Below are 19,054 nucleotides of genomic sequence, written 5' to 3'. Positions count from 1 at the left end.
TCAGCACCTCTGGCCCATCAGGCCGAGTACGGCATCCGCATCCGGAAGCCGGCCCTGCGGTTCTCTGCAAAGCATGCGGTCCACCAGCGGCTGCAGCACCGCCGCTTCGGCGGGCAGGCGCGCGGGTGCGGCGAGCAGGCGCTGCGCCAGCACCTCCTCCAGGGTCTCGCCGGAAAACGGGGGGCGGCCGGCCAGCAGTTCGTGCAGCAGCACGCCCAGGCTGTAGACGTCGGCCGCGGGCGCGGCGGGCGCGCCCTGCAACTGTTCGGGCGCCACGTAGCGCGGCGTCCCGTGGAGCGCGCCCGACGCGGCGTCGGCATCGACGCTGCCGGCCTCCACGGTCAGGCCGAAGTCCGCCAGCACGAGGCTGCCGTCGGCGCGCAGCAGGAAATTCGCGGGCTTCACGTCGCGGTGCACGAGCCCCTGGCGGTGCAGCTGCGCGAGCGCTTCGGCGGCCTGGCGCACGATCGCGAGCGCTTCCGCCGCGGGCAGTGCACGGCCCATGCGCACCGTGAGGTCGCCGCCGGGCAGGTGTTCCATCGCGAGCCAGGCCCAGGCGGCGGTGCGGCCCTGGCTGTGGATCTGCACGAGGTTGGGCCCCTGCACGCGCGCGGCGACGGCGCAGTCGCGGTCGAGGGACGTGCCCGGCACCGCTTCCAGCTTCAGCACGACGTCGGCGCGCTTGTTCAGGTCGTACGCGAGCCAGGCGCGCGTGTTGCGGCCGCGGCCGATGGGACGCAGCAGGCGGTAGCCCGGCACGCGCGGCGGGACCTCGATGATCGTCTCGTCGTCGCTGGCCGCGCGGGGCGCGCGCCAGAACAGGGAGCCTTCGGGAACGGCAGCCATCGTCACAGTCCCATCTGCGCCAGGTCGTCCAGCAGCGTGCGGGCCGACGGATAGCGCTGCTCGCGGTCCTTGGCCATCATGCTTTCCATCACGGCCTGCAGGTGCGCGTGTTCGGGCGGCAGCAGCGGCACGGGTTCGTGCACGTGCATGCGCAGCAGCTCCTGCGCGGAGTTCGCGTGGTAGGGCTTGCGCCCCGTGAGCAGCTCGAACGCGAGCACGCCCAGGCTGTAGATGTCGCAGCGCGCATCCACGCCCTGCCCCAGCGCCTGCTCGGGACTCAGGTAGTACGGGGTGCCCACGATGTCGCCGTCGCCCGTGTCGGTGATCTTCATCGCCGTCTGCTTGGCGACGCCGAAGTCCGCCAGCGCGAGGCTGCCGTCGTTACGCAGCATCAGGTTGTCGGGCTTCAGGTCGCGATGGACGATCCCGACTTCGTGGATGGCGGCGAGGCCGGCGGCGGTCTGCTTGAGGTACGAGATCGCGGTGGCCTGGTCGATGGGCCCGGCCTTCATGCACGCGCGCAGGTCGCCTTGCGGGAAGTACTCCATCGCGATGTAGGCATGCGCCACGGAGAAGTCCTGGCGGAAGATGCGCGCGACGTTCGGGTGCTGGATCTGCGCGAGCAGCGCGTATTCCTGGATGAAGCGCTGCAGGCCGTCGGCTTCCACGGCGCGATCGAGCTGCATGACCTTGAGCACCTGCGGCGGCCCGCCTTCGGCGGATTGCGCGAGGAAGATGGACGCCATGCCGCCCTCGCCGATCTTGCGCAGGATGCGGTAGCCCTCGACGAGGAACTGCGCGCCGGAGAGGGATGCCGCCGGCGCCGGCGCCGCGCTCTGGCGCTTGCGGGCCTGCGCGTTGACCTGCAGGCCTTCGCGCAGCATCTCGAACACGCGCGCGGGCGTCTGCGAGCCCTTGCGCGGCACGAGGCCGGTGACTTCCACGATGTCGATGAAGGTGTTGTCCGGCAGGCCGACGGAGCCGATGCGCCCGCCGTCCGCGCGGCCGGCGGCGGCCAGGCGCGTCCCGGCCGACGTGGCCACGCTCCAGTTCAGGTCCATCGCAGTGACTTCGAGCAGGCGGGCCACCTCGACAGCATCGCCGATGGCATGCACCTTGACGTTGCCGCCGTTGTTGCGCCGCGACAATTCGGCCTGCCCGAGATGCACGCCGGCGGCGAGCGTCAGTGCCGGCAGTCCGGCCAGTTGCGGCTTGCTCGCGACCACCTGGGCCAGCTGCACGGCCTCGTGCACGGCCAGGATCGCGGCATGCAGGCCGCGCTGTGCATGGTTGGGCTTGCGGTCGTCGTGCTTGTTGCTGAAGACGGCCAGGATGGAGTCGGGGCGGCGCTGCGCGACCTCGCCGCCCAGCTTCAGCACCGGCTCGGTCAGCATGCGCCGCACCTCGTTGACGAACGAAGCGGCCTCGTCCGGCCCAAGCGCGTTGGCGACTGCAGTGAAGTTATGCAAGCGCGCGTACAGGAAAGTCGCTACGGTCAGCCCCTCGACCAGGCTGACGTCCGTGGTTCCCAGGACCGAGCTCAGCTGCGACTCGCCCGCGAAGTCGCCCATGCGCGGCGCCTGGGGCGCCTCGGCGGGAGAACGGGATTCGAGCGGTTGTCGCATTTCGTTACATGGTACCTTGCGACTACATCTCGTCACAAGCGGTCGGGCTACTTTGTCACACAGAGACAACGACCCCGACCGGTACCTGTCCACGCCACCGGACCTTGTTACACGTGCTGCCGAGGAACGGCAGCGCTGGACCGCCAGCCGGTCGACAGCTTTGTCGCCGCCTCGCTACCCCATCGTTGGCGCGGTCGTTGCTACGATGCTTCGCCATGGCCATCCACGCTGCCCTGAACCACGTCACGCACTACAGATACGACCGGGCAGTGAACCTCGGGCCGCAGACCGTCCGCCTGCGGCCGGCACCCCACTGCCGCAGCAAGGTGATCTCCTATTCGCTGCGCGTCGAGCCCGCCAAGCACTTCATCAACTGGCAACAGGACCCCTTCGCCAACTACCAGGCGCGCCTGGTCTTCCCGGAGAAGACGACCGGCTTCAAGGTGACCGTCGACCTCGTCGTCGAGATGGCGGTCTACAACCCCTTCGACTTCTTCCTGGAGCCGAGCGCGGAGAAGTTCCCGTTCAGTTACGAGCCCGAGGTCGCCGAGGAACTGGTGCCCTACCTCGCCTGCGAGCCCCTCACGCCGCTGGTGCAGGCCTACCTGGAGAAGATCGACCGCTCCCCGAAGTCCACCATCGACTTCCTGGTGGCGCTCAACCAGCAGCTGCAGCAGGACGTGAAGTACCTGATCCGCATGGAGCCCGGCGTGCAGACGCCGGAACAGACGCTGGAGCTCGCCAGCGGCTCCTGCCGCGACAGCGGCTGGCTGATGGTGCAGCTGCTTCGCCGCCTCGGCCTGGCCGCGCGCTTCGTCTCCGGCTACCTGATCCAGCTGAAGCCGGACGTCAAGGCGCTGGAAGGGCCGAGCGGCACGGAGGTGGACTTCACCGACCTGCACGCCTGGTGCGAGGTCTACCTGCCCGGCGCCGGCTGGATCGGGCTCGATCCCACCTCGGGCCTGCTCGCGGGCGAGGGCCACATCCCGCTGGCGTGCACGCCGCAGCCCTCCGGCGCCGCGCCGATCGAAGGGCTCATCGACGAATGCGAGGTGGAGTTCAGCCACCACATGCAGGTGACGCGCATCCACGAATCGCCGCGCGTCACCAGGCCGTACACCGAGGAGCAGTGGCAGGAGGTGCTCGCGCTCGGCACCGCCGTGGACCGCGAGCTGCAGGCCGGCGACGTGCGCCTGACCATGGGCGGCGAGCCGACCTTCGTCGCCGTCGCCGACCGCGACGCGGCCGAATGGAACACCGACGCGCTCGGTCCCACCAAGCGCGGCTACGCCACCGAACTGGTGCACAAGCTGCGCGCCGAATACGGGCACGGCGGCTTCCTGCACTTCGGGCAAGGCAAGTGGTATCCGGGCGAGCAGCTTCCGCGCTGGGCGCTGTCCATCTGCTGGCGGACCGACGGCGAGCCCTGCTGGCGCAACCCGGAGCTGTTCGCGGACGAACGCCAGCCCGCGCATTACACGACGGAGGACGCGCAGCGCTTCCTGCGCAGCGTCACCGCGCGCCTGGGCATCAGCGACCAGTACGTGCAGCCCGCTTACGAGGACGTCTTCTACTACCTGTGGCGCGAGCGCAAGCTGCCCGTCAACGTCGACCCGCTCGACGCGCGCCTGGACGACGAGCTCGAACGCGCGCGCCTGCGCCGGGTCTTCGAGCAGAAGCTCGGTTCGGTGGTCGGCTACGCCCTGCCCCTGCAGGCGCGGGACGAGGACGCGCCCGAGCTCTCCGGCCCGCGCTGGCAGACCGGCCCCTGGTTCCTCCGCGACGAGCGCATGTACCTCGTGCCCGGCGACTCGCCCATGGGCTACCGCCTGCCGCTCGATTCCCTGCCCTGGGTGAGCCGCGGCGACTATCCGCACCTGATCCCGAGGGATCCTTTCGAGCAGAGGGCCCCGCTGCCGGTGGCGACGCAAGTGCTTTCGCAGTTTCCGGCGGGCGATCCGCGGATTGCGGAGGGGGGGATGGTGGGCCGCGCGGAGCGCTGGGGTGCCTTCGGCAACCCAGCCTACGGCAACCCCGCCTACGAAGATGCGGAGCAGGCGAACCTGCGGGGACTGGGTGAGCCTTCGCACGCCCGCACGGTCGACACGCGCGTCCCCGCGCGGAAGGAGTCCGCCCACTGGATCACGCGCACCGCGCTGTGCGTGGAAGTGCGCGACCCGCAGCGCGCCAACGGCCCGAAGGCCGAACGCGAGGCGGGCGGCAAGAGCGGCGTGCTCTACGTCTTCATGCCGCCGCTCGCGCGCCTGGAGGACTACCTGGAGCTGCTGGCCGCGATCGAGGCGACCGCGCAGGAGCTGCACATCCAGCTCGTGCTGGAAGGCTACCCGCCGCCGCGCGACCCGCGCCTGAAGCTGCTGCAGGTCACGCCGGACCCCGGCGTGATCGAGGTGAACATCCACCCGGCGCACGACTGGAACGAGCTCGTAGCCCACACCGAGTTCCTGTACCAGGCTGCCTTCGAGACCCGCCTCTCGGCCGAGAAGTTCATGACCGACGGCCGCCACACCGGCACCGGCGGCGGCAACCACTTCGTGCTGGGCGGCGCCACGCCGGCGGACTCGCCCTTCCTGCGCCGGCCCGAGCTGCTCGCGAGCCTGCTGCTCTACTGGCACAACCACCCGAGCCTCAGCTACCTGTTCAGCGGCCTCTTCATCGGCCCGACCAGCCAGGCGCCGCGCGTGGACGAAGCGCGCAACGACCAGCTCTACGAGCTGGAGATCGCCCTGAAGGAGATCGAGCGCAACCGCCAGGTGCACGGGCAAGCGATGCCGCCCTGGCTGGTGGACCGCACGCTGCGCAACATCCTCGTCGACGTCACCGGCAACACGCACCGCAGCGAGTTCTGCATCGACAAGATGTACTCGCCCGACGGGCCCACCGGCCGCCTCGGGCTGCTGGAGCTGCGCGCGTTCGAGATGCCGCCGCACGCGCGCATGAGCATCGTGCAGCAGCTGCTGATCCGCGCGCTGGTCGCGCGCTTCTGGCGCGAACCCTACCGCGCGCCCGTCACGCGCTGGGGCACCGAGCTCCACGACCGCTGGCTGCTGCCCACCTTCATCTGGATGGACCTGCAGGACGTGCTCGCGGAGATGAAGCAGGCCGGCTTCGCCTTCGACCCGGCCTGGTTCGCGCCGCACTTCGAGTTCCGCTTCCCGGTCGCCGGCGACCTGCAGGCCCTGGGCATGGAGCTCACGCTGCGCAACGCGCTCGAGCCCTGGCACGTGATGGGCGAGGAAGGCGCCATCGGCGGCACCGTGCGCTACGTCGACTCTTCCCTGGAGCGCATCGAGGTGAAGGTGACCGGCCTCAACGAGAGCCGCCACGTCATCACCGTGAACGGTCGCGCCCTGCCCCTGCAGCCCACGGGCACCCAGGGCGAGTTCGTCGCGGGCGTGCGCTACCGCGCGTGGCAGCCGCCGTCGGCACTGCATCCGACGATCGGCGTGCACGCGCCGCTCACCTTCGACCTCGTCGACACCTGGATGAACCGCTCCGTGGCCGGCTGCCAGTACCACGTGGCGCACCCGGGCGGCCGCAACTACGTGACCTTCCCGGTGAACGCGTACGAAGCGGAAAGCCGCCGCCTCTCGCGCTTCTTCCGCATGGGGCACTCGGCGGGCCGCCTGCAGGTGCCGCCGGCGACCATCCACGTGCCGGCCAGCCGCGAGTTCCCCTTCACGCTGGACCTGCGGCGTCCTCCGTCGAGCTGATGGCACGCGGCGTCGGCCGCGTGCAACAGCAAACGGCGCGCAGGAGGGCGCCGATGGGACAATCGCGGCGAAGTGGACCTCACCAACGACTCGCTGTTCGGCCCCCAGGCCGGTGAGACGCCAGCGGCGCTCGCCGCGGCCCTGGCCCCGCCGGCCGCGCCCGGGCACTACGACGAGTTGCGCGGCGGCGCCGGCGGCGACGCCCTGCCGGATGCCGCGTGGGCGCGCTTCTTCGAGCAGCTGGGACCGGAGGGCTTCGCGGACCTGAACCGGCGCACCACCGACCTGCAGCGCCAGGTGCGCGACAACGGCATCACCTACAACGTCTACGCGGACAAGGGCGGGCCGCAGCGGCCGTGGTCGCTGGACCTCTTTCCGCTGATCCTCACGCCGCAATGCTGGCAGCGCATCGAAGCCGGCGTCCTGCAGCGCGTGCGCCTGCTCGAAGGCATCCTCGGCGACGTGTACGGCGCGCAGACCCTGCTCGCGCGCAACCTGCTGCCGCCCGCGCTCGTGCACGGGCATCCGGGCTACCTGCGCGCCATGCACGGCGCGAAGCCCGCGGGCGGCCGCCACCTGCACATCGCCGCCTTCGACCTCGGGCGCGACGCGGACGGCGCCTGGTGGGTGCTCGCGCAGCGCACGCAGGCGCCCTCCGGCCTCGGCTACCTGCTGGAAAACCGGCTGATCATCTCGCGCCTGTTCCCCGAAGCCTTCCGCGACCTGAAGGTGCAGCGGCTGGCCGCGACCTACCGCGCGCTGCTCGAAAGCCTCGTGCGGCTGTGCCCCGGCGGCGAAAGCGAGCCGCGCATCGTGCTGCTCACGCCGGGTCCCTACAACGAGACGTACTTCGAGCACGCCTACCTCGCCCGCTACCTGGGCCTCACGCTCGTCGAAGGCAGCGACCTCACGGTGCGCGACGCGCGCCTGTACCTCAAGACGCTGAAAGGCCTGGAGCCGGTGCACGGGGTGCTCAAGCGCCTGGACGACGAGTTCCTCGACCCGCTGGAGCTGCGCGCCGACTCGCACCTCGGCGTGCCCGGCCTGCTGCAGGCGATCCGCGCGGGCAACGTGCTCGTGGCCAACAGCCCCGGCTCGGGCTTCCTCGAGTCGAGCGCGCTGCTCGGCTTCCTGCCCGCCCTCAGCCGGCAGCTGCTCGGCGAGGAGCTGCGGCTGCCCGCGTTGCCCACGTGGTGGTGCGGCGAGCGGGCGGCCATGCTGTCGGTGCTGCCGCAGTTGGGCCAGAGCGTGATCAAGTCCACCTACGGCGGCGCCGGTGCGGGCGCGGTGCTCGGGCGCACCCTGTCGCGCCCGCGCCTGGAGGAGTGGGCCGCGCGCATCCGCCGCGAGCCCGACGAGGTCACGGTGCAGGCGTGGCTGCCGCTGTCGCAGATGCCGACCTGGAACGCGAGCCCGCAGGGCGACCGCATCGTGCCGCGCTCGCTCGTGCTGCGCGTGTTCGCGGTGTCCGACGGTGCGCAAGGCTGGCGCGTGCTGCCCGGCGGGCTCACGCGCATCGGCTCGCGCGACTTCGACATCGCCTCGATGCAGCGCGGCGGCAGCAGCGCCGACTGCTGGGTGCTCACCGATGGCGAGGTGGACCGCACCAGCCTGCTGCACCACGAGCACCCGGCGGTCGACACGCCGCACCGCAACCGCACCGTCACCAGCCGCGCGGCGGAAAACCTGTTCTGGCTCGGGCGCTACACGGAACGCACGGAGAACACGGCGCGGCTCGCGCGGCTCGCCATCGAATCCCTCAACGGCGAGGACCAGGGCTCGCAGCCGCTGCTCGCATGGCTGGGCGACAGCGCCGTCGCGAACGGGCTGGTGCTGCGGGCGGTGCCCGCCGCGACGCAGGCGCGGCGCGTCTTCGAGCGCTCCATCATCGCCGGCCTCGCCGGCACGAAGGCGGCGAGCGTGGGCTACAACCTGTCCGCGGTGCGCGGCGCGGCCGCGGCCGTGCGCGAACGCCTGTCGCTGGAGCAGTGGAACCTGATCGTGCGCGCGGAGCAGGAGTTCCAGCGCGCCTGCGCGGCCTGCGCGAAGGAAGGCGACTACTCCTCGGTGGAGGCCATGCGCGTGCTGGAGGTCCTCTCCAGCCACACGGCCGCGATGACGGGCGCGCAGACGGACCGCATGACGCGCGACGACGGCTGGCGGCTGCTGTCCACGGGGCGCCATCTCGAACGCCTCGGCTTCCTCGCGCGTGCCCTGGCGAGCGCTTTCGAGACCGGCGCCGTGCACGACGACGCGGGCTACGAAGCCGTGGTCGCGCTCTTCGACAGCACCATCACCTTCCACGCGCAGTACCAGCAGCGGCACGACGTCGCCGCGCTCGTCGACCTGCTGGTGCTCGACCGCGACAACCCCCGCTCGCTCGGCTGGGTCGCGCAGACGCTGCGCGGCCGCCTCGCGCGCCTGGCCAATTCGCCGGCGGGCGTGATGCCGGTGATGGCGATGGTCGTCCCCGACCCGCAGCACTGGACGCTGGAAGCCCTGTGCGAGCGCGACGCCCGCGGCCGCCACGCCGCGCTGCTGGAACTGCTGCAGCAATGCGTCGACGCGTCGTTCCGGCTCTCCGACGACCTCAGCGCGCGCTACTTCGCCCACTCCGCCGACGCGCGCTACACGGTGGGCGCCTGAACATGCTGCTGCACGTCGTCCACGAGACCGCCTACGACTACGCGCCGATGGTGCGCACCGCGCAGCACATGGCGCACCTCAAGCCGCTCGCGCTGCCGACGCAGGAGGTCCTGGGCCACCGGCTCGCGGTGGATCCGGCGCCGGTGCAGCGCACCGAATCGCTCGACGTGTTCGGCAACACGCGCACCTTCTTCAGCCTGGAATACGCGCACGACTCGCTGCGCGTGGTGGCGGACAGCCTCGTGTCGACGTCGGCCGCCGAGGAACCCGCGAGCAGCCTCCCGTGGGAAGAGGGGGTGGAGCGCCTGCGCTACCACCGCAACACGCGCTACGACCCGGCCGCGGAATTCGCGTTCGCGTCGCCCTACACGCCGCGCGATGCGGCCTTCGTCGCCTACGCGCAGCCCAGCTTCGCGAAGGGGCGGCCGCTGCTGGAGGCGGCGCGCGACCTGATGGCGCGCATCCACGCCGACTTCGAGTACGAAACGACGGCCACCGACGTCAACACGCCCGCCCTGGAAGCGCTCGCGCTGCGCAAGGGCGTCTGCCAGGACCTCGCGCACGTCATGCTGGGTTGCCTGCGCAGCCTGGGCCTGTCCGCGCGCTACGTGAGCGGCTACCTGCTGACGGAGCCGCCGCCCGGGCGGCCGCGGCTGGTGGGCTGCGACGCTTCGCACGCCTGGGTCTCGGTGTACCTGCCCGGCGCGGAAAGCGGCGGCCAGTGGGTGGACCTCGACCCGACCAACGACCGCAGCCCCGGCGAAGACTACGTGACGCTCGCCATCGGCCGGGACTACGCCGACGTGTCGCCCATGCGCGGCGTGATCCACGGCGGAGCGCACCACACCCTGCGCGTAGCCGTCACCGTCACGCCCGCCGAGAATGGCGGCATGATCGCGGCACCAAGGAGCGAACCATGAACGTCTACGACAAGCTGAAGGAACTGAACATCACCCTGCCCCCGGTCGCCACGCCCGCGGCCGCCTACGTGCCTTTCGTGCGCACGGGCAATCTCGTCTTCCTCTCCGGCCACATCGCGAAGAAGGACGGCAAGTCCTGGGTCGGCCAGCTGGGCAAGACCATGCAGACCGAGGAAGGCAAGCAGGCCGCTCGCGCGATCGCCATCGACCTGATGGGGACGCTGCAGGCCGCGGTGGGTGACCTGAACAACGTCAAGCGCATCGTGAAGGTGATGAGCCTGGTGAACTCCGCGCCGGACTTCACCGAGCACCACCTGGTCACCAACGGCGCGAGCGAGCTCCTCGGCCAGGTCTTCGGCGACAAGGGCGCCCACGCGCGCAGCGCCTTCGGCGTCGCGCAGATCCCGACGGGTGCCTGCGTGGAGATCGAGCTGATCGCCGAAGTCTGAGGCGCGCGCTCAGCGCTCCACGGTCATGTACCCCATCCACGGCCAGTAGGTCAGCGCGAACACGACCAGCAGCACGAGCGCAGCCGCCGTGATCACGACGCCGGTGCGCACGAAGTCGCGCGCCGCGAAGGTGTCGGTGCCGTAGGCGATCATCGCCTGCGGCGAGTTCACCGGCAGGATGAAGCCGATGCTGACCACGAACTGCAGCAGCATCGTCATGCCGACCACGTTCAGCCCCGGGGTCTGCACGGTGCCGAGCACGCTCATGATGATGGGGATCATGGTCGACGCCAGCGCCGTGGCGCTGGCGAAGCCCAGGTGGATCACGATCAGGAAGACCGAGAGCAGCAGCAGGATGGCGAAGGCGCTCGCCTGCTGCAGCCCCAGGTGCGTGACGATCAGGTTGGCGAGCCAGGCCGCCGCCTGCGTCTTCAGCAGCGCGGTGCCCACGCTGATGCCCACGGCGAACAGCACCACGGTGCCCCAGGGGAAGCCCTTCTGCGACGCCTTCCAGTCCATCACGCCGATGCCCGGCATCAGCATCAGGGCGATGGCGGCGATCGTCGTCGACGAGGTGTCGAAGCTGTGCAGCACGCCTTCGGTGGACCAGAACCCGAGCAGGAGCAGCACGAGGGCGAGCAGCTTCCACTGCGCCGGGGTCATGGGCCCGAGGGCGGCCAGTTGCTCGCGGATGCCCGCCATGCCGCCGCGGATCTCCTCGACCTCCGGACGGAGCATGCGGGTCATGATGAAGTAGAGCGCCACCGACAGCAGCGCCGAGAACGGCGCGCCCGCGATGAACCACTCGGTCCAGGTGATGCCGGTGCCGAACTGCTTTTCCAGGAAGCCGATCGCCACCATGTTCTGCGCCGCGGCCGTCTTGATGCCGATGTTCCACACGCTCACCGTCTGCGCCGCGGTGATCACCAGCAGCGCGGCGAAGCGGCTGCGGCGCTCCACGCCGAAGGCATGGATGAAGCCGATCATGATCGGCATGAGGCACGCGGCGCGCGCGGTGGCGCTCGGGACGATGAACGCCAGCAGGAAGCCGACCACCATGGCGCCGATCACGATGCGGCTCGTGCGCGCCTCCATGCGCGAGAGCACGCGCAGCGCGATGCGCCGGTCCAGGCCGGTGGCCGTCATGGCGGCGGCGATGAAGCAGGCCGCGGCGACGAGGGCCACCGCGCTGCTGGAGAACCCGGACAAGGCCAGCGTCAGCGCCGCCCCCGTCCCCATCGCGGGCCCGGCCGGCTTCGCGGCGTCGGGAACGAAGGCGAGCAGGAAGACCATGAGCGCGGCGATCACGACGGCGCTCACCGCGTAGTCGAGCGCCTCGGTCATCCAGACGATCACGGCGAAAGCCAGGATGCCCAGCATGACCTGCCCGGAGACGGGCAGCTTCTCCTGCGCGGGCAGCAGCAGGATCAACACCAGTGCCGCGACGGCGGCGAGCAGCCCGATGCGGGGGAGAAGGCCGCCGTGCGCCGGGGTTGCGGCGCCGGCAGCCGGCGTACCGGGTGGCTGGATCGCGGTCGTGCTCATGGGGGGCCCTCCGTGGTTTCGCGCCATGCTCCACCGCGCCGGCACCCGGCGACCTGATCTAGCTCAACTGCACTTCGTGGGCCGGCGTCATTCGTCCAGCAACCCGCCCCGGTAGAAGCTGTACGCCGTGCCGTCGTGCAGGTAGAAGAAGCCGTCGGCGCACGCGTCCTTGCCGGGGAAGAACTCTCGGTACTTCTTCGGCACCAGCCGCTCCAGCTCCTCGTCCGACAGCTCGTCGAACTCCTGGGGCGTGATCGGCTGGCCCGCGCGCAGGCGCCGGCGTTCCATCACTCGACGCGCGTGACCGACAGCGGCTTGAACCCGAGGTCGGCGACCTTGCCCTTGCGGCCGCGCGCGCCCTTCGCGTTGTTCAGCGAGCGCACCTCGAGCACCTCCTCGCGGTCCTTGTCGCCGCGGCCCAGGCCCGTGATGCGCACGGACCGCGTATAGGCCGCCGCGCCCGCGAGTTCCTCCTTCGGCTCCAGGTCCATCAGCATCAGGCCGCGGCCGCCATTGGCCATGGGCTTGAGCTCGGAGATCTCGAAGGTCAGGATGCGCTTGCCGGTCGAAGCGCAGCACACGTGCGTGGCCGGGATCTGCGGCGGCACGTTGGCCGCCGAGGGACGGCAGACCGTCTCGCCCGCGCCCAGCGACAGGAAGGACTTGCCGCCCTTCTGGCGCGAGACCATGTTCTCCACCTGCGCCAGGAAGCCGTAGCCGCCCGAGTTGGACAGCAGCAGCCACGCCGTGGGCGCGCCCGCGAAGTAGTGCACGAGCTGCGTGCCCGACTCCAGCTCGATGAAGGTCGTGAGCGGCTGGCCGTCGCCGCGCGCGCCGGGGAGGATGGAGACCGGCACGGAGTACACGCGCCCGTTGCTGCCGAAGGCGAGCAAGGTGTCGACCGTGCGGCACTCGAAGGTGCCGTACAGGCCGTCGCCGGCCTTGAACGCGAAGCTCGCCGCGTCGTGGCCGTGGCCCTGGCGGGCGCGCACCCAGCCCTTCTGCGAGACCACCACCGTCACCGGCTCGTCGACCACCTTCACTTCCGCCACGGCCTTCTTCTCGGCCTGGATCAGCGTGCGGCGCGCATCGCCGAAGGTCTTGGTGTCCGCCTCGATCTCCTTGACCATCAGGCGGCGCAGCGCCGCGGGCGAGCCGAGGATCTCCTCCAGCTTCGCCTGCTCGCCGCGCAGTTCCTTCAGCTCCTGCTCGATCTTGATCGCTTCCAGCCGCGCCAGCTGGCGCAAGCGGATCTCGAGGATGTCCTCGGCCTGGCGGTCGGTGAGGTGGAAGCGCGCGATCAGCGCCTGCTTCGGCTCGTCGCTGTGCCGGATGATGCGGATCACCTCGTCGATGTTCAGCAGCACCAGCTGCCGGCCTTCGAGGATGTGGATGCGGTCCAGCACCTTGTCGAGGCGGTGCCGCGAGCGGCGCTCGATGGTGCGCTGGCGGAACTCGATCCACTCCGTGAGCATCTGCCGCAGCGACTTCTGCACCGGCTTGCCGTCGAGGCCCACCATGGTGAGGTTGATCGGCGCCGACGTCTCCAGCGAGGTGTGCGCGAGCAGCGTGGTCGTGAGTTCCTGCTGGTCGATCTTGCTGGTCTTGGGCTCGAACACCAGGCGCACCGGCGCGTCCTTGCTCGACTCGTCGCGCACCGTGTCCAGCACCGCCAGGATGGTCTGCTTCATCTGCACCTGGTCCTGCGACAGCGCCTTCTTGCCTGCCTTGACCTTGGGGTTGGTGAGCTCCTCGATTTCCTCCAGCACCTTCTGCGTGCTCACGCCCGGCGGCAGCTCGGTCACGACCATCTGCCACTGGCCGCGCGCGAGGTCCTCGATCTTCCAGCGGGCGCGCACCTTCAGCGACCCGCGGCCGCTGGCGTAGGCCTCCGCGATGTCGCTCGCGCTGGAGATGATCTGGCCCCCACCCGGATAGTCCGGCCCGGGCACCAGCGTGAACAGGTCCTCGTCGGACAGCTTCGGGTTCTTGACCAGCGCGACGCAGGCTTCCGCCACCTCGCGCAGGTTGTGCGAAGGGATCTCGGTCGCGAGGCCCACAGCGATGCCGCTGGCGCCATTGAGCAGCGCGAACGGCAGGCGCGCGGGCAGCACCACCGGCTCCTGCGTGCTGCCGTCGTAGTTGAGGACGAATTCGACCGTGCCCTCGTCGATCTCGTCGAGCAGCAGGTTGGCGATCTTCGCCAGGCGCGCTTCGGTGTAGCGCATCGCCGCGGCGCCGTCGCCGTCGCGGCTGCCGAAGTTGCCCTGGCCGTCGATCAGCGGATAGCGCTGCGCGAAGTCCTGCGCCATGCGCACGAGCGCGTCGTACGCGGCCTGGTCGCCGTGCGGGTGGAAGCGGCCCAGCACGTCGCCGACGACGCGCGCGCTCTTCACGGGCTTGGCGCCGGCGTTGCCGCCGCCGAAGGCAAGGCCCATGCGGTACATCGAGTACAGGATGCGCCGCTGCACGGGTTTCTGGCCGTCGGCCACGTCGGGGAGCGCACGGCCCTTGACGACGCTGAGGGCGTATTCGAGGTACGCGCGCTGCGCGTAGCTCGCCAGGTCCAGCCCGCTGCCGTCGTCGCCGTTGCCGAAGGTGATGAGTTCCTGCTCCATGGTGTCTTCTTCTAGGGGGTCAAGGGGGAAGGTGCCGTTGGCTGCAGCAGTTCGTCCTGCGACATCGTCGCGATGCGCCGTTCGGAACCGCCGCGCAGCTCCTGGTCCATGCGCTGGTTCAGTTTGTACAGCAAGCGCCGGGGCGGAGTCTCGTCCGCCGGCACCGCGGCCAGCACGATGCGGAAGCGCAGGTATTCCGCGCGCGCGGCCGCCAGCGGTTCCTTCAGCCCGGCCACGAGGATGCGCGTCGCCACCGTGGCGGCCGCTTCCGGCGGCGCCGCGCCCTCGGCCAGCACGCCGATGCGCGCGTGCGCCACGCGGGCCGCGACGTCGCCGCCGCGCAGCAGCGACTCGCGCACGCGGTTCGCCGCGGCGAGCACGGCCGACTCCGCCGCCTCCGGGCCGAATTCCGCCGCCAGCGCCGGGAGGTTCTCGATGTGCACCAGCATCACCACGCTCGGATGGCCGTAGCGGCGCGTGAGGTGGCGCGCGGCGAGGATGCGCTCGGCCAGCACCATCGGCGTGGCCAGCCCGGTGAGCGGGTCGACCGTGTTGCGCGCGTTGATGCGGGCGCGGGTCTCGCCGAAGATGCGGCCGCGCCAGACCGTGGCCAGGTAGGTGCAGCCGGCCCACACCGTGAGCAGGCCCGCCGCCAGCACGGCGTCGTCCAGGTCGTAGGGCGGCACGTCGGCCACGATCTCGATGCCGGCGCCGACCAGCGCCGCGAGCGCGGGCACCAGCCACCAGATCCACGGGTTGCTCTGGCGCCAGGCACGCAGCAGCAGCAGCACCACCACCGCGAGCCAGAGCACCAGGCCGGCCGCCAGCGCCCACTCGGTGTAGAGCGCGGCCACGGCCATCACCGGCAGCACGCCGACGCTCGTCGCCAGCAGCCAGCGCCGCGCCTTGCGCATGCCGCCCGCATGGCTCATGAGCTCCATGAGCTGCAGGCCGGCGAGCGCCGGCACCAGCAGGAGCACGGCGGGGTGCAGCAGGGGGTGGTTGCCCACGAGCGCCTGCACCGCGACGACCGCCATCAGCGTGGCGGCGGCGTGCAGCAGCAGGCCCCGCTCGCCGTAGGTGTTGGCCTGGATGACGGTGAGGAACACCAGCAGCACCTGCGCGCCGACGCAGGCGCCCAGCCAGAGCTGCGCGGGATCGATCTGCGCGTTCACCGGCTCGGCCCTCCCTGGCCGCGGCCGCTGTCGTTCCGATGCGGCATGCGTCAGTAATCGAGCACGGTTTCGGCCTCGGGACCCGGTGGCGGCGCGGCGGCGGCCATCCCGGGCGGCAGGTTGCGCCGCGCCGCGGGGCCGGGCAATTCCATCTGCACGCGCTTCGGGGGACTGCCCCCGGACGACGCCGTCATGGCCGGCGGTTTCAGCATGCCGTACAGCTGCATGACCGTCTTCACGTAGTTCTGGGTCTCGCGGTAATTGGGGATGCGGTTGCCCGCGCGCTGCACTGCCCCCTCGCCGGCGTTGTAGGCCGCGAGCGCCAGCTCCAGCCGGCCGGGGAACATGCGGATCAGGTCGCGCAGGTAGCGCGTGCCGGTGCGGACGTTGGTGCGGGGGTCGACGAGCTTGCGCGCGACCGGCGTCTTGCCGTCGCCGCGCACGCCGTAGCGTTCGGCCGTGGCGGGCATGATCTGCATCAGGCCGACCGCGCCCTTCGGCGAGACCGCCGCCGTGTCGAAACCCGACTCGGTGGCGATCAGGGCCTGCAGCAGCTCGAGGTCGATGCCGTGCTCGCGCGAAGCCTCGCGCAGGTGGTGCTTCACCTGCTTGTAGCTCGGGGAGATGTCGAAGTACGCGAGCAGCTTGCTGGCGGACTTCGTCGGGACGGCGACCTCGCGCGGCGTCTGCACGCCTTCGGCGGTGTCGAAGCTTTCGCCGCCGCGGAAGAACAGCTCGTAGCGCGCGTCGAGCTGCTCCGCCGCGAAGTGCGCCACGCCCTTCTCGTCGACGTAGCCCCAGACCTCCGCGCGCGCGGGTGACGCGGCCAGGGCAGCGGCGAAGAGCACGGCGCAGGCGAGGCGTCGCATCATCCCTGCAGCTCCATCGCGCGACTGCGGCGCGAGGCGAACTCTTCCTGCAGCATGGACATCACCACCAGGGAGTCGTAGCCGCCTTCCACCTTGACGGCCTCGCGCAGCTCGCCCTCGAAGACGAAGCCTTCGCTGTCGTAGAGGCCCTTCGCCCGCAAGTTGCGCTTCTTGATGTCCAGCCAGAAGCGGTGCGCGCCCAGGTCGTCGAAGGCGATCTTCTTGGCCACGCGCAGCGCCGCGCGCCCGAAGCCCTGGTTCTTGTCGCGCACGACCATGCGCTTCAGTTCCACCGACAGGTGCTGGTTGCGGCAGCCGACGAAGATCAGGAAGCCGCCGGCTTCGAGCCCTTCGCCCGTCTCGATGATGAAGTGCCGGAAGTCCGGGAAGCGGATCGCCGCCTCGTGCTGGATGCGCTCCCAGGGCGTGATGTACGGCAGGTTGTCCGGGTCGCGCTCGAGCGAGAGCACGAAGTCCAGGTCGCTCTGCATGGTGGGGCGCAGGCGCACCCGCGCGGCGCGGGCCTGGGGTGCGGCGGCTGCGGTGTTCATGGGGCTCAGATGTCCACTTCCACGGCGTCGCCGTGCAATTCCATCAGCTCGCGGCGGGCAGCGGCTTCCCCCTTGCCCATGAGCTTGGTGATGAGTGTCTCCGTGCCGGTGAAATCCAGCTTGCCCAATTGGACGGGCAGCAGGCGCCGCGTGTCGGGATTCAGCGTGGTTTCCCACAATTGTTCCGCGCTCATCTCGCCCAGGCCCTTGAAGCGGCTGATGGTCCAGGCGCCTTCCTTCACGCCTTCCTTGCGCAGCTTGTCCAGGATGTGCGTGAGCTCGCCCTCGTCCAGCGCGTACTCCTTGCCCGCGGGCTTCTTGCCGCGCGCCGGCACGTCGACGCGGAACAGCGGCGGGCGCGCGACGTACACGTTGCCCGCCTCGATCAGCTTGGGGAAGTGGCGGAAGAACAGCGTCAGCAGCAGCACCTGGATGTGCGAGCCGTCGACGTCGGCGTCCGAGAGGATGCAGATCTTGCCGTAGCGCAGCCCGGAGAGGTCCACGTTCGTGTCGCTCGCGCCGTGCGGGTCGACGCCGATCGCCACGGAGATGTCGTGGATCTCGGTGTTGGCGAACAGGCGGTCGCGCTCGACCTCCCAGGTGTTCAGCACCTTGCCGCGCAGCGGCAGGATGGCCTGCGACTCCTTGTCGCGGCCCATCTTCGCGCTGCCGCCGGCGGAGTCGCCCTCCACCAGGAACAGCTCGTTGTGCGCGAGGTCCTTGCTCTCGCAGTCGGTCAGCTTGCCGGGGAGCACGGCGACGCCGGATCCCTTGCGCTTCTCGACCTTCTGGCCGGCCTTCTGGCGCGATTGCGCCGCCTTGATCGCGAGCTCGGCGAGCTTCTTGCCGTACTCGACGTGCTGGTTCAGCCAGAGCTCCAGCGCCGGGCGCACGAACGAGGACACGAGCCGCACCGCATCGCGCGAATTCAGCCGCTCCTTGATCTGCCCCTGGAACTGCGGGTCGAGCACCTTGGCGGAGAGCACGTAGGAAGCGCGGGCGAACACGTCCTCGGGCAGCAGCTTCACGCCCTTGGGCTGCAGGTTGTGCAGCTCGATGAAGCTCTTGACCGCGTTGAACAGGCCGTCGCGCAGGCCGCTGTCGTGCGTGCCGCCGGCGGTGGTCGGGATCAGGTTGACGTAGCTCTCGCGCACCGGCTGGCCGTCTTCCGTGAAGGCGACGCACCAGGAGGCGCCCTCGCCTTCGGCGAAGTTCTCGTTGCTGTCGGCGAAGCCCTCGCCTTCGAACAGCGGGATCACCGGGTCGGCCGGCAGCGTCTGCATCAGGTAGTCGCGCAGACCCCCCTTGTACTGCCAGCTCTGGGTGTCCTTCTTCTTCTCGTCGACCAGCTGCACGGTCACGCCGGGCATCAGCACCGCCTTGCTGCGCAGCAGGTGGGCGAGCTCGTTCATCGGCAGCGCGGTGGTGTCGAAGTACTTCGCGTCGGGCCACACGCGCACGGTGGTGCCCTGCTTGCGGTCCTCGGGGCCGGCCTTGCGCTTCTTCAGCTTCTCCTCGACGTCGCCGCCGGCGAACACGATGGTGGCGGCCTCGCCGTCACGGTAGCTGGTGGCCTCCAGCCGCTTGGCGAGCGCGTTGGTCACGGACACACCCACGCCGTGCAGGCCGCCGGAGAAGCTGTAGGCGCCGCCCTTGCCCTTGTCGAACTTGCCGCCGGCGTGCAGGCGGGTGAAGACCAGCTCGATGACGGGCGCCTTCTCCTCGGGGTGCAGGCCGAAGGGGATGCCGCGGCCGTCGTCCTCGACGCTCACGGAGCCGTCGGTGTGCAGGATGACCTTGATGCGCTTGCCGTGGCCCGCGAGGGCCTCGTCGGCGGCGTTGTCCAGGACCTCCTGCAGGACGTGCAGGGGGTTGTCGGTACGTGTGTACATGCCGGGCCGCTGCTTGACGGGCTCCAGCCCTTTCAGGACCCGGATCGAACCTTCGGAGTACTCGGATGGTTTGGTGGCCATAGGGGTGGGGATTGTAGTCGGCGCGTCTTGCGCCACTGGACGGATATACAGGCTAGCCTACATTCATGCGCGGCTCTCATCAATCCCGCCAAAACATTTCAACAGG

General features: G+C 70.4%; 13 protein-coding genes. 4 read left to right on the top strand and 9 right to left on the bottom strand.

What is annotated here, in order from left to right; all coding sequences use genetic code 11:
• Complete coding sequence (locus tag H8N03_RS05760; protein WP_187075138.1) at window positions 1–846, bottom strand: serine/threonine-protein kinase; 846 nt, start codon at window positions 844–846, stop codon at window positions 1–3.
• A 2-nt stretch (window positions 847–848) separates the two neighbouring features.
• Entirely contained in the window at window positions 849–2,471 is a 1,623-nt protein-coding gene (locus H8N03_RS05755) for a protein kinase domain-containing protein (protein ID WP_187075137.1), read from the bottom strand.
• A gap of 215 nt (window positions 2,472–2,686) precedes the next feature.
• Here H8N03_RS05755 and H8N03_RS05750 point away from each other — a divergent pair, with 215 nt between their 5' ends.
• From H8N03_RS05750 to H8N03_RS05735, 4 genes are all read left to right on the top strand, one after another.
• Window positions 2,687–6,202: a transglutaminase family protein gene (locus tag H8N03_RS05750; protein ID WP_187075136.1), complete on the top strand. Its 3,516-nt coding sequence runs from the start codon at window positions 2,687–2,689 to the stop codon at window positions 6,200–6,202.
• A gap of 72 nt (window positions 6,203–6,274) precedes the next feature.
• The gene (locus H8N03_RS05745; RefSeq protein WP_187075135.1) at window positions 6,275–8,848 is read left to right on the top strand and encodes a circularly permuted type 2 ATP-grasp protein; all 2,574 of its coding nucleotides are present in this window, start codon (window positions 6,275–6,277) and stop codon (window positions 8,846–8,848) included.
• Window positions 8,849–8,850: 2 nt separating this feature from the next.
• Window positions 8,851–9,768 (top strand): transglutaminase family protein, encoded by a 918-nt coding sequence (locus H8N03_RS05740; protein ID WP_187075134.1) that lies wholly within the window; start codon window positions 8,851–8,853, stop codon window positions 9,766–9,768.
• Window positions 9,765–10,217, top strand: coding sequence for a RidA family protein (locus H8N03_RS05735; RefSeq protein WP_187075133.1), 453 nt, complete (start codon window positions 9,765–9,767; stop codon window positions 10,215–10,217). Before H8N03_RS05740 ends, H8N03_RS05735 begins: the two co-directional genes overlap by 4 nt.
• A 9-nt stretch (window positions 10,218–10,226) precedes the next feature.
• On the opposite strand, the gene H8N03_RS05730 is transcribed toward H8N03_RS05735, so the two are convergent.
• The 7 genes from H8N03_RS05730 to H8N03_RS05700 all read right to left on the bottom strand — a co-directional run bounded on the left by H8N03_RS05730 (window position 10,227) and on the right by H8N03_RS05700 (window position 18,948).
• A complete protein-coding gene (locus tag H8N03_RS05730; protein WP_187075132.1) occupies window positions 10,227–11,762 on the bottom strand; it encodes an SLC13 family permease in 1,536 nt (511 codons plus the stop codon).
• 87 nt (window positions 11,763–11,849) lie between these two features.
• On the bottom strand, window positions 11,850–12,050 hold the full coding sequence (locus tag H8N03_RS05725) for a hypothetical protein (protein ID WP_187075131.1): 201 nt from the start codon (window positions 12,048–12,050) through the stop codon (window positions 11,850–11,852).
• A complete protein-coding gene (parC, locus tag H8N03_RS05720; protein WP_187075130.1) occupies window positions 12,050–14,380 on the bottom strand; it encodes a DNA topoisomerase IV subunit A in 2,331 nt (776 codons plus the stop codon). The genes H8N03_RS05725 and parC overlap by 1 nt, the downstream gene beginning before the upstream one ends.
• An 11-nt stretch (window positions 14,381–14,391) precedes the next feature.
• Complete coding sequence (locus tag H8N03_RS05715) at window positions 14,392–15,555, bottom strand: diguanylate cyclase domain-containing protein (RefSeq protein ID WP_187075129.1); 1,164 nt, start codon at window positions 15,553–15,555, stop codon at window positions 14,392–14,394.
• 50 nt (window positions 15,556–15,605) lie between these two features.
• Entirely contained in the window at window positions 15,606–16,424 is an 819-nt protein-coding gene (locus H8N03_RS05710; RefSeq protein ID WP_187075232.1) for a lytic transglycosylase domain-containing protein, read from the bottom strand.
• Window positions 16,424–16,975, bottom strand: coding sequence for a GNAT family N-acetyltransferase (locus H8N03_RS05705; RefSeq protein ID WP_187075128.1), 552 nt, complete (start codon window positions 16,973–16,975; stop codon window positions 16,424–16,426). The genes H8N03_RS05710 and H8N03_RS05705 overlap by 1 nt, the downstream gene beginning before the upstream one ends.
• Before the next feature lie 5 nt (window positions 16,976–16,980).
• Entirely contained in the window at window positions 16,981–18,948 is a 1,968-nt protein-coding gene (locus H8N03_RS05700; RefSeq protein WP_187075127.1) for a DNA topoisomerase IV subunit B, read from the bottom strand.
• Window positions 18,949–19,054 lie beyond the last annotated feature (106 nt).

Origin of the sequence: Ramlibacter cellulosilyticus (assembly GCF_014297465.1) — a bacterium.
Lineage (GTDB): Bacteria > Pseudomonadota > Gammaproteobacteria > Burkholderiales > Burkholderiaceae_C > Ramlibacter > Ramlibacter cellulosilyticus.
The sequence above is the reverse complement of the archived record's forward strand: the minus strand, read 5'-3'. Positions and strand labels throughout refer to the sequence as shown.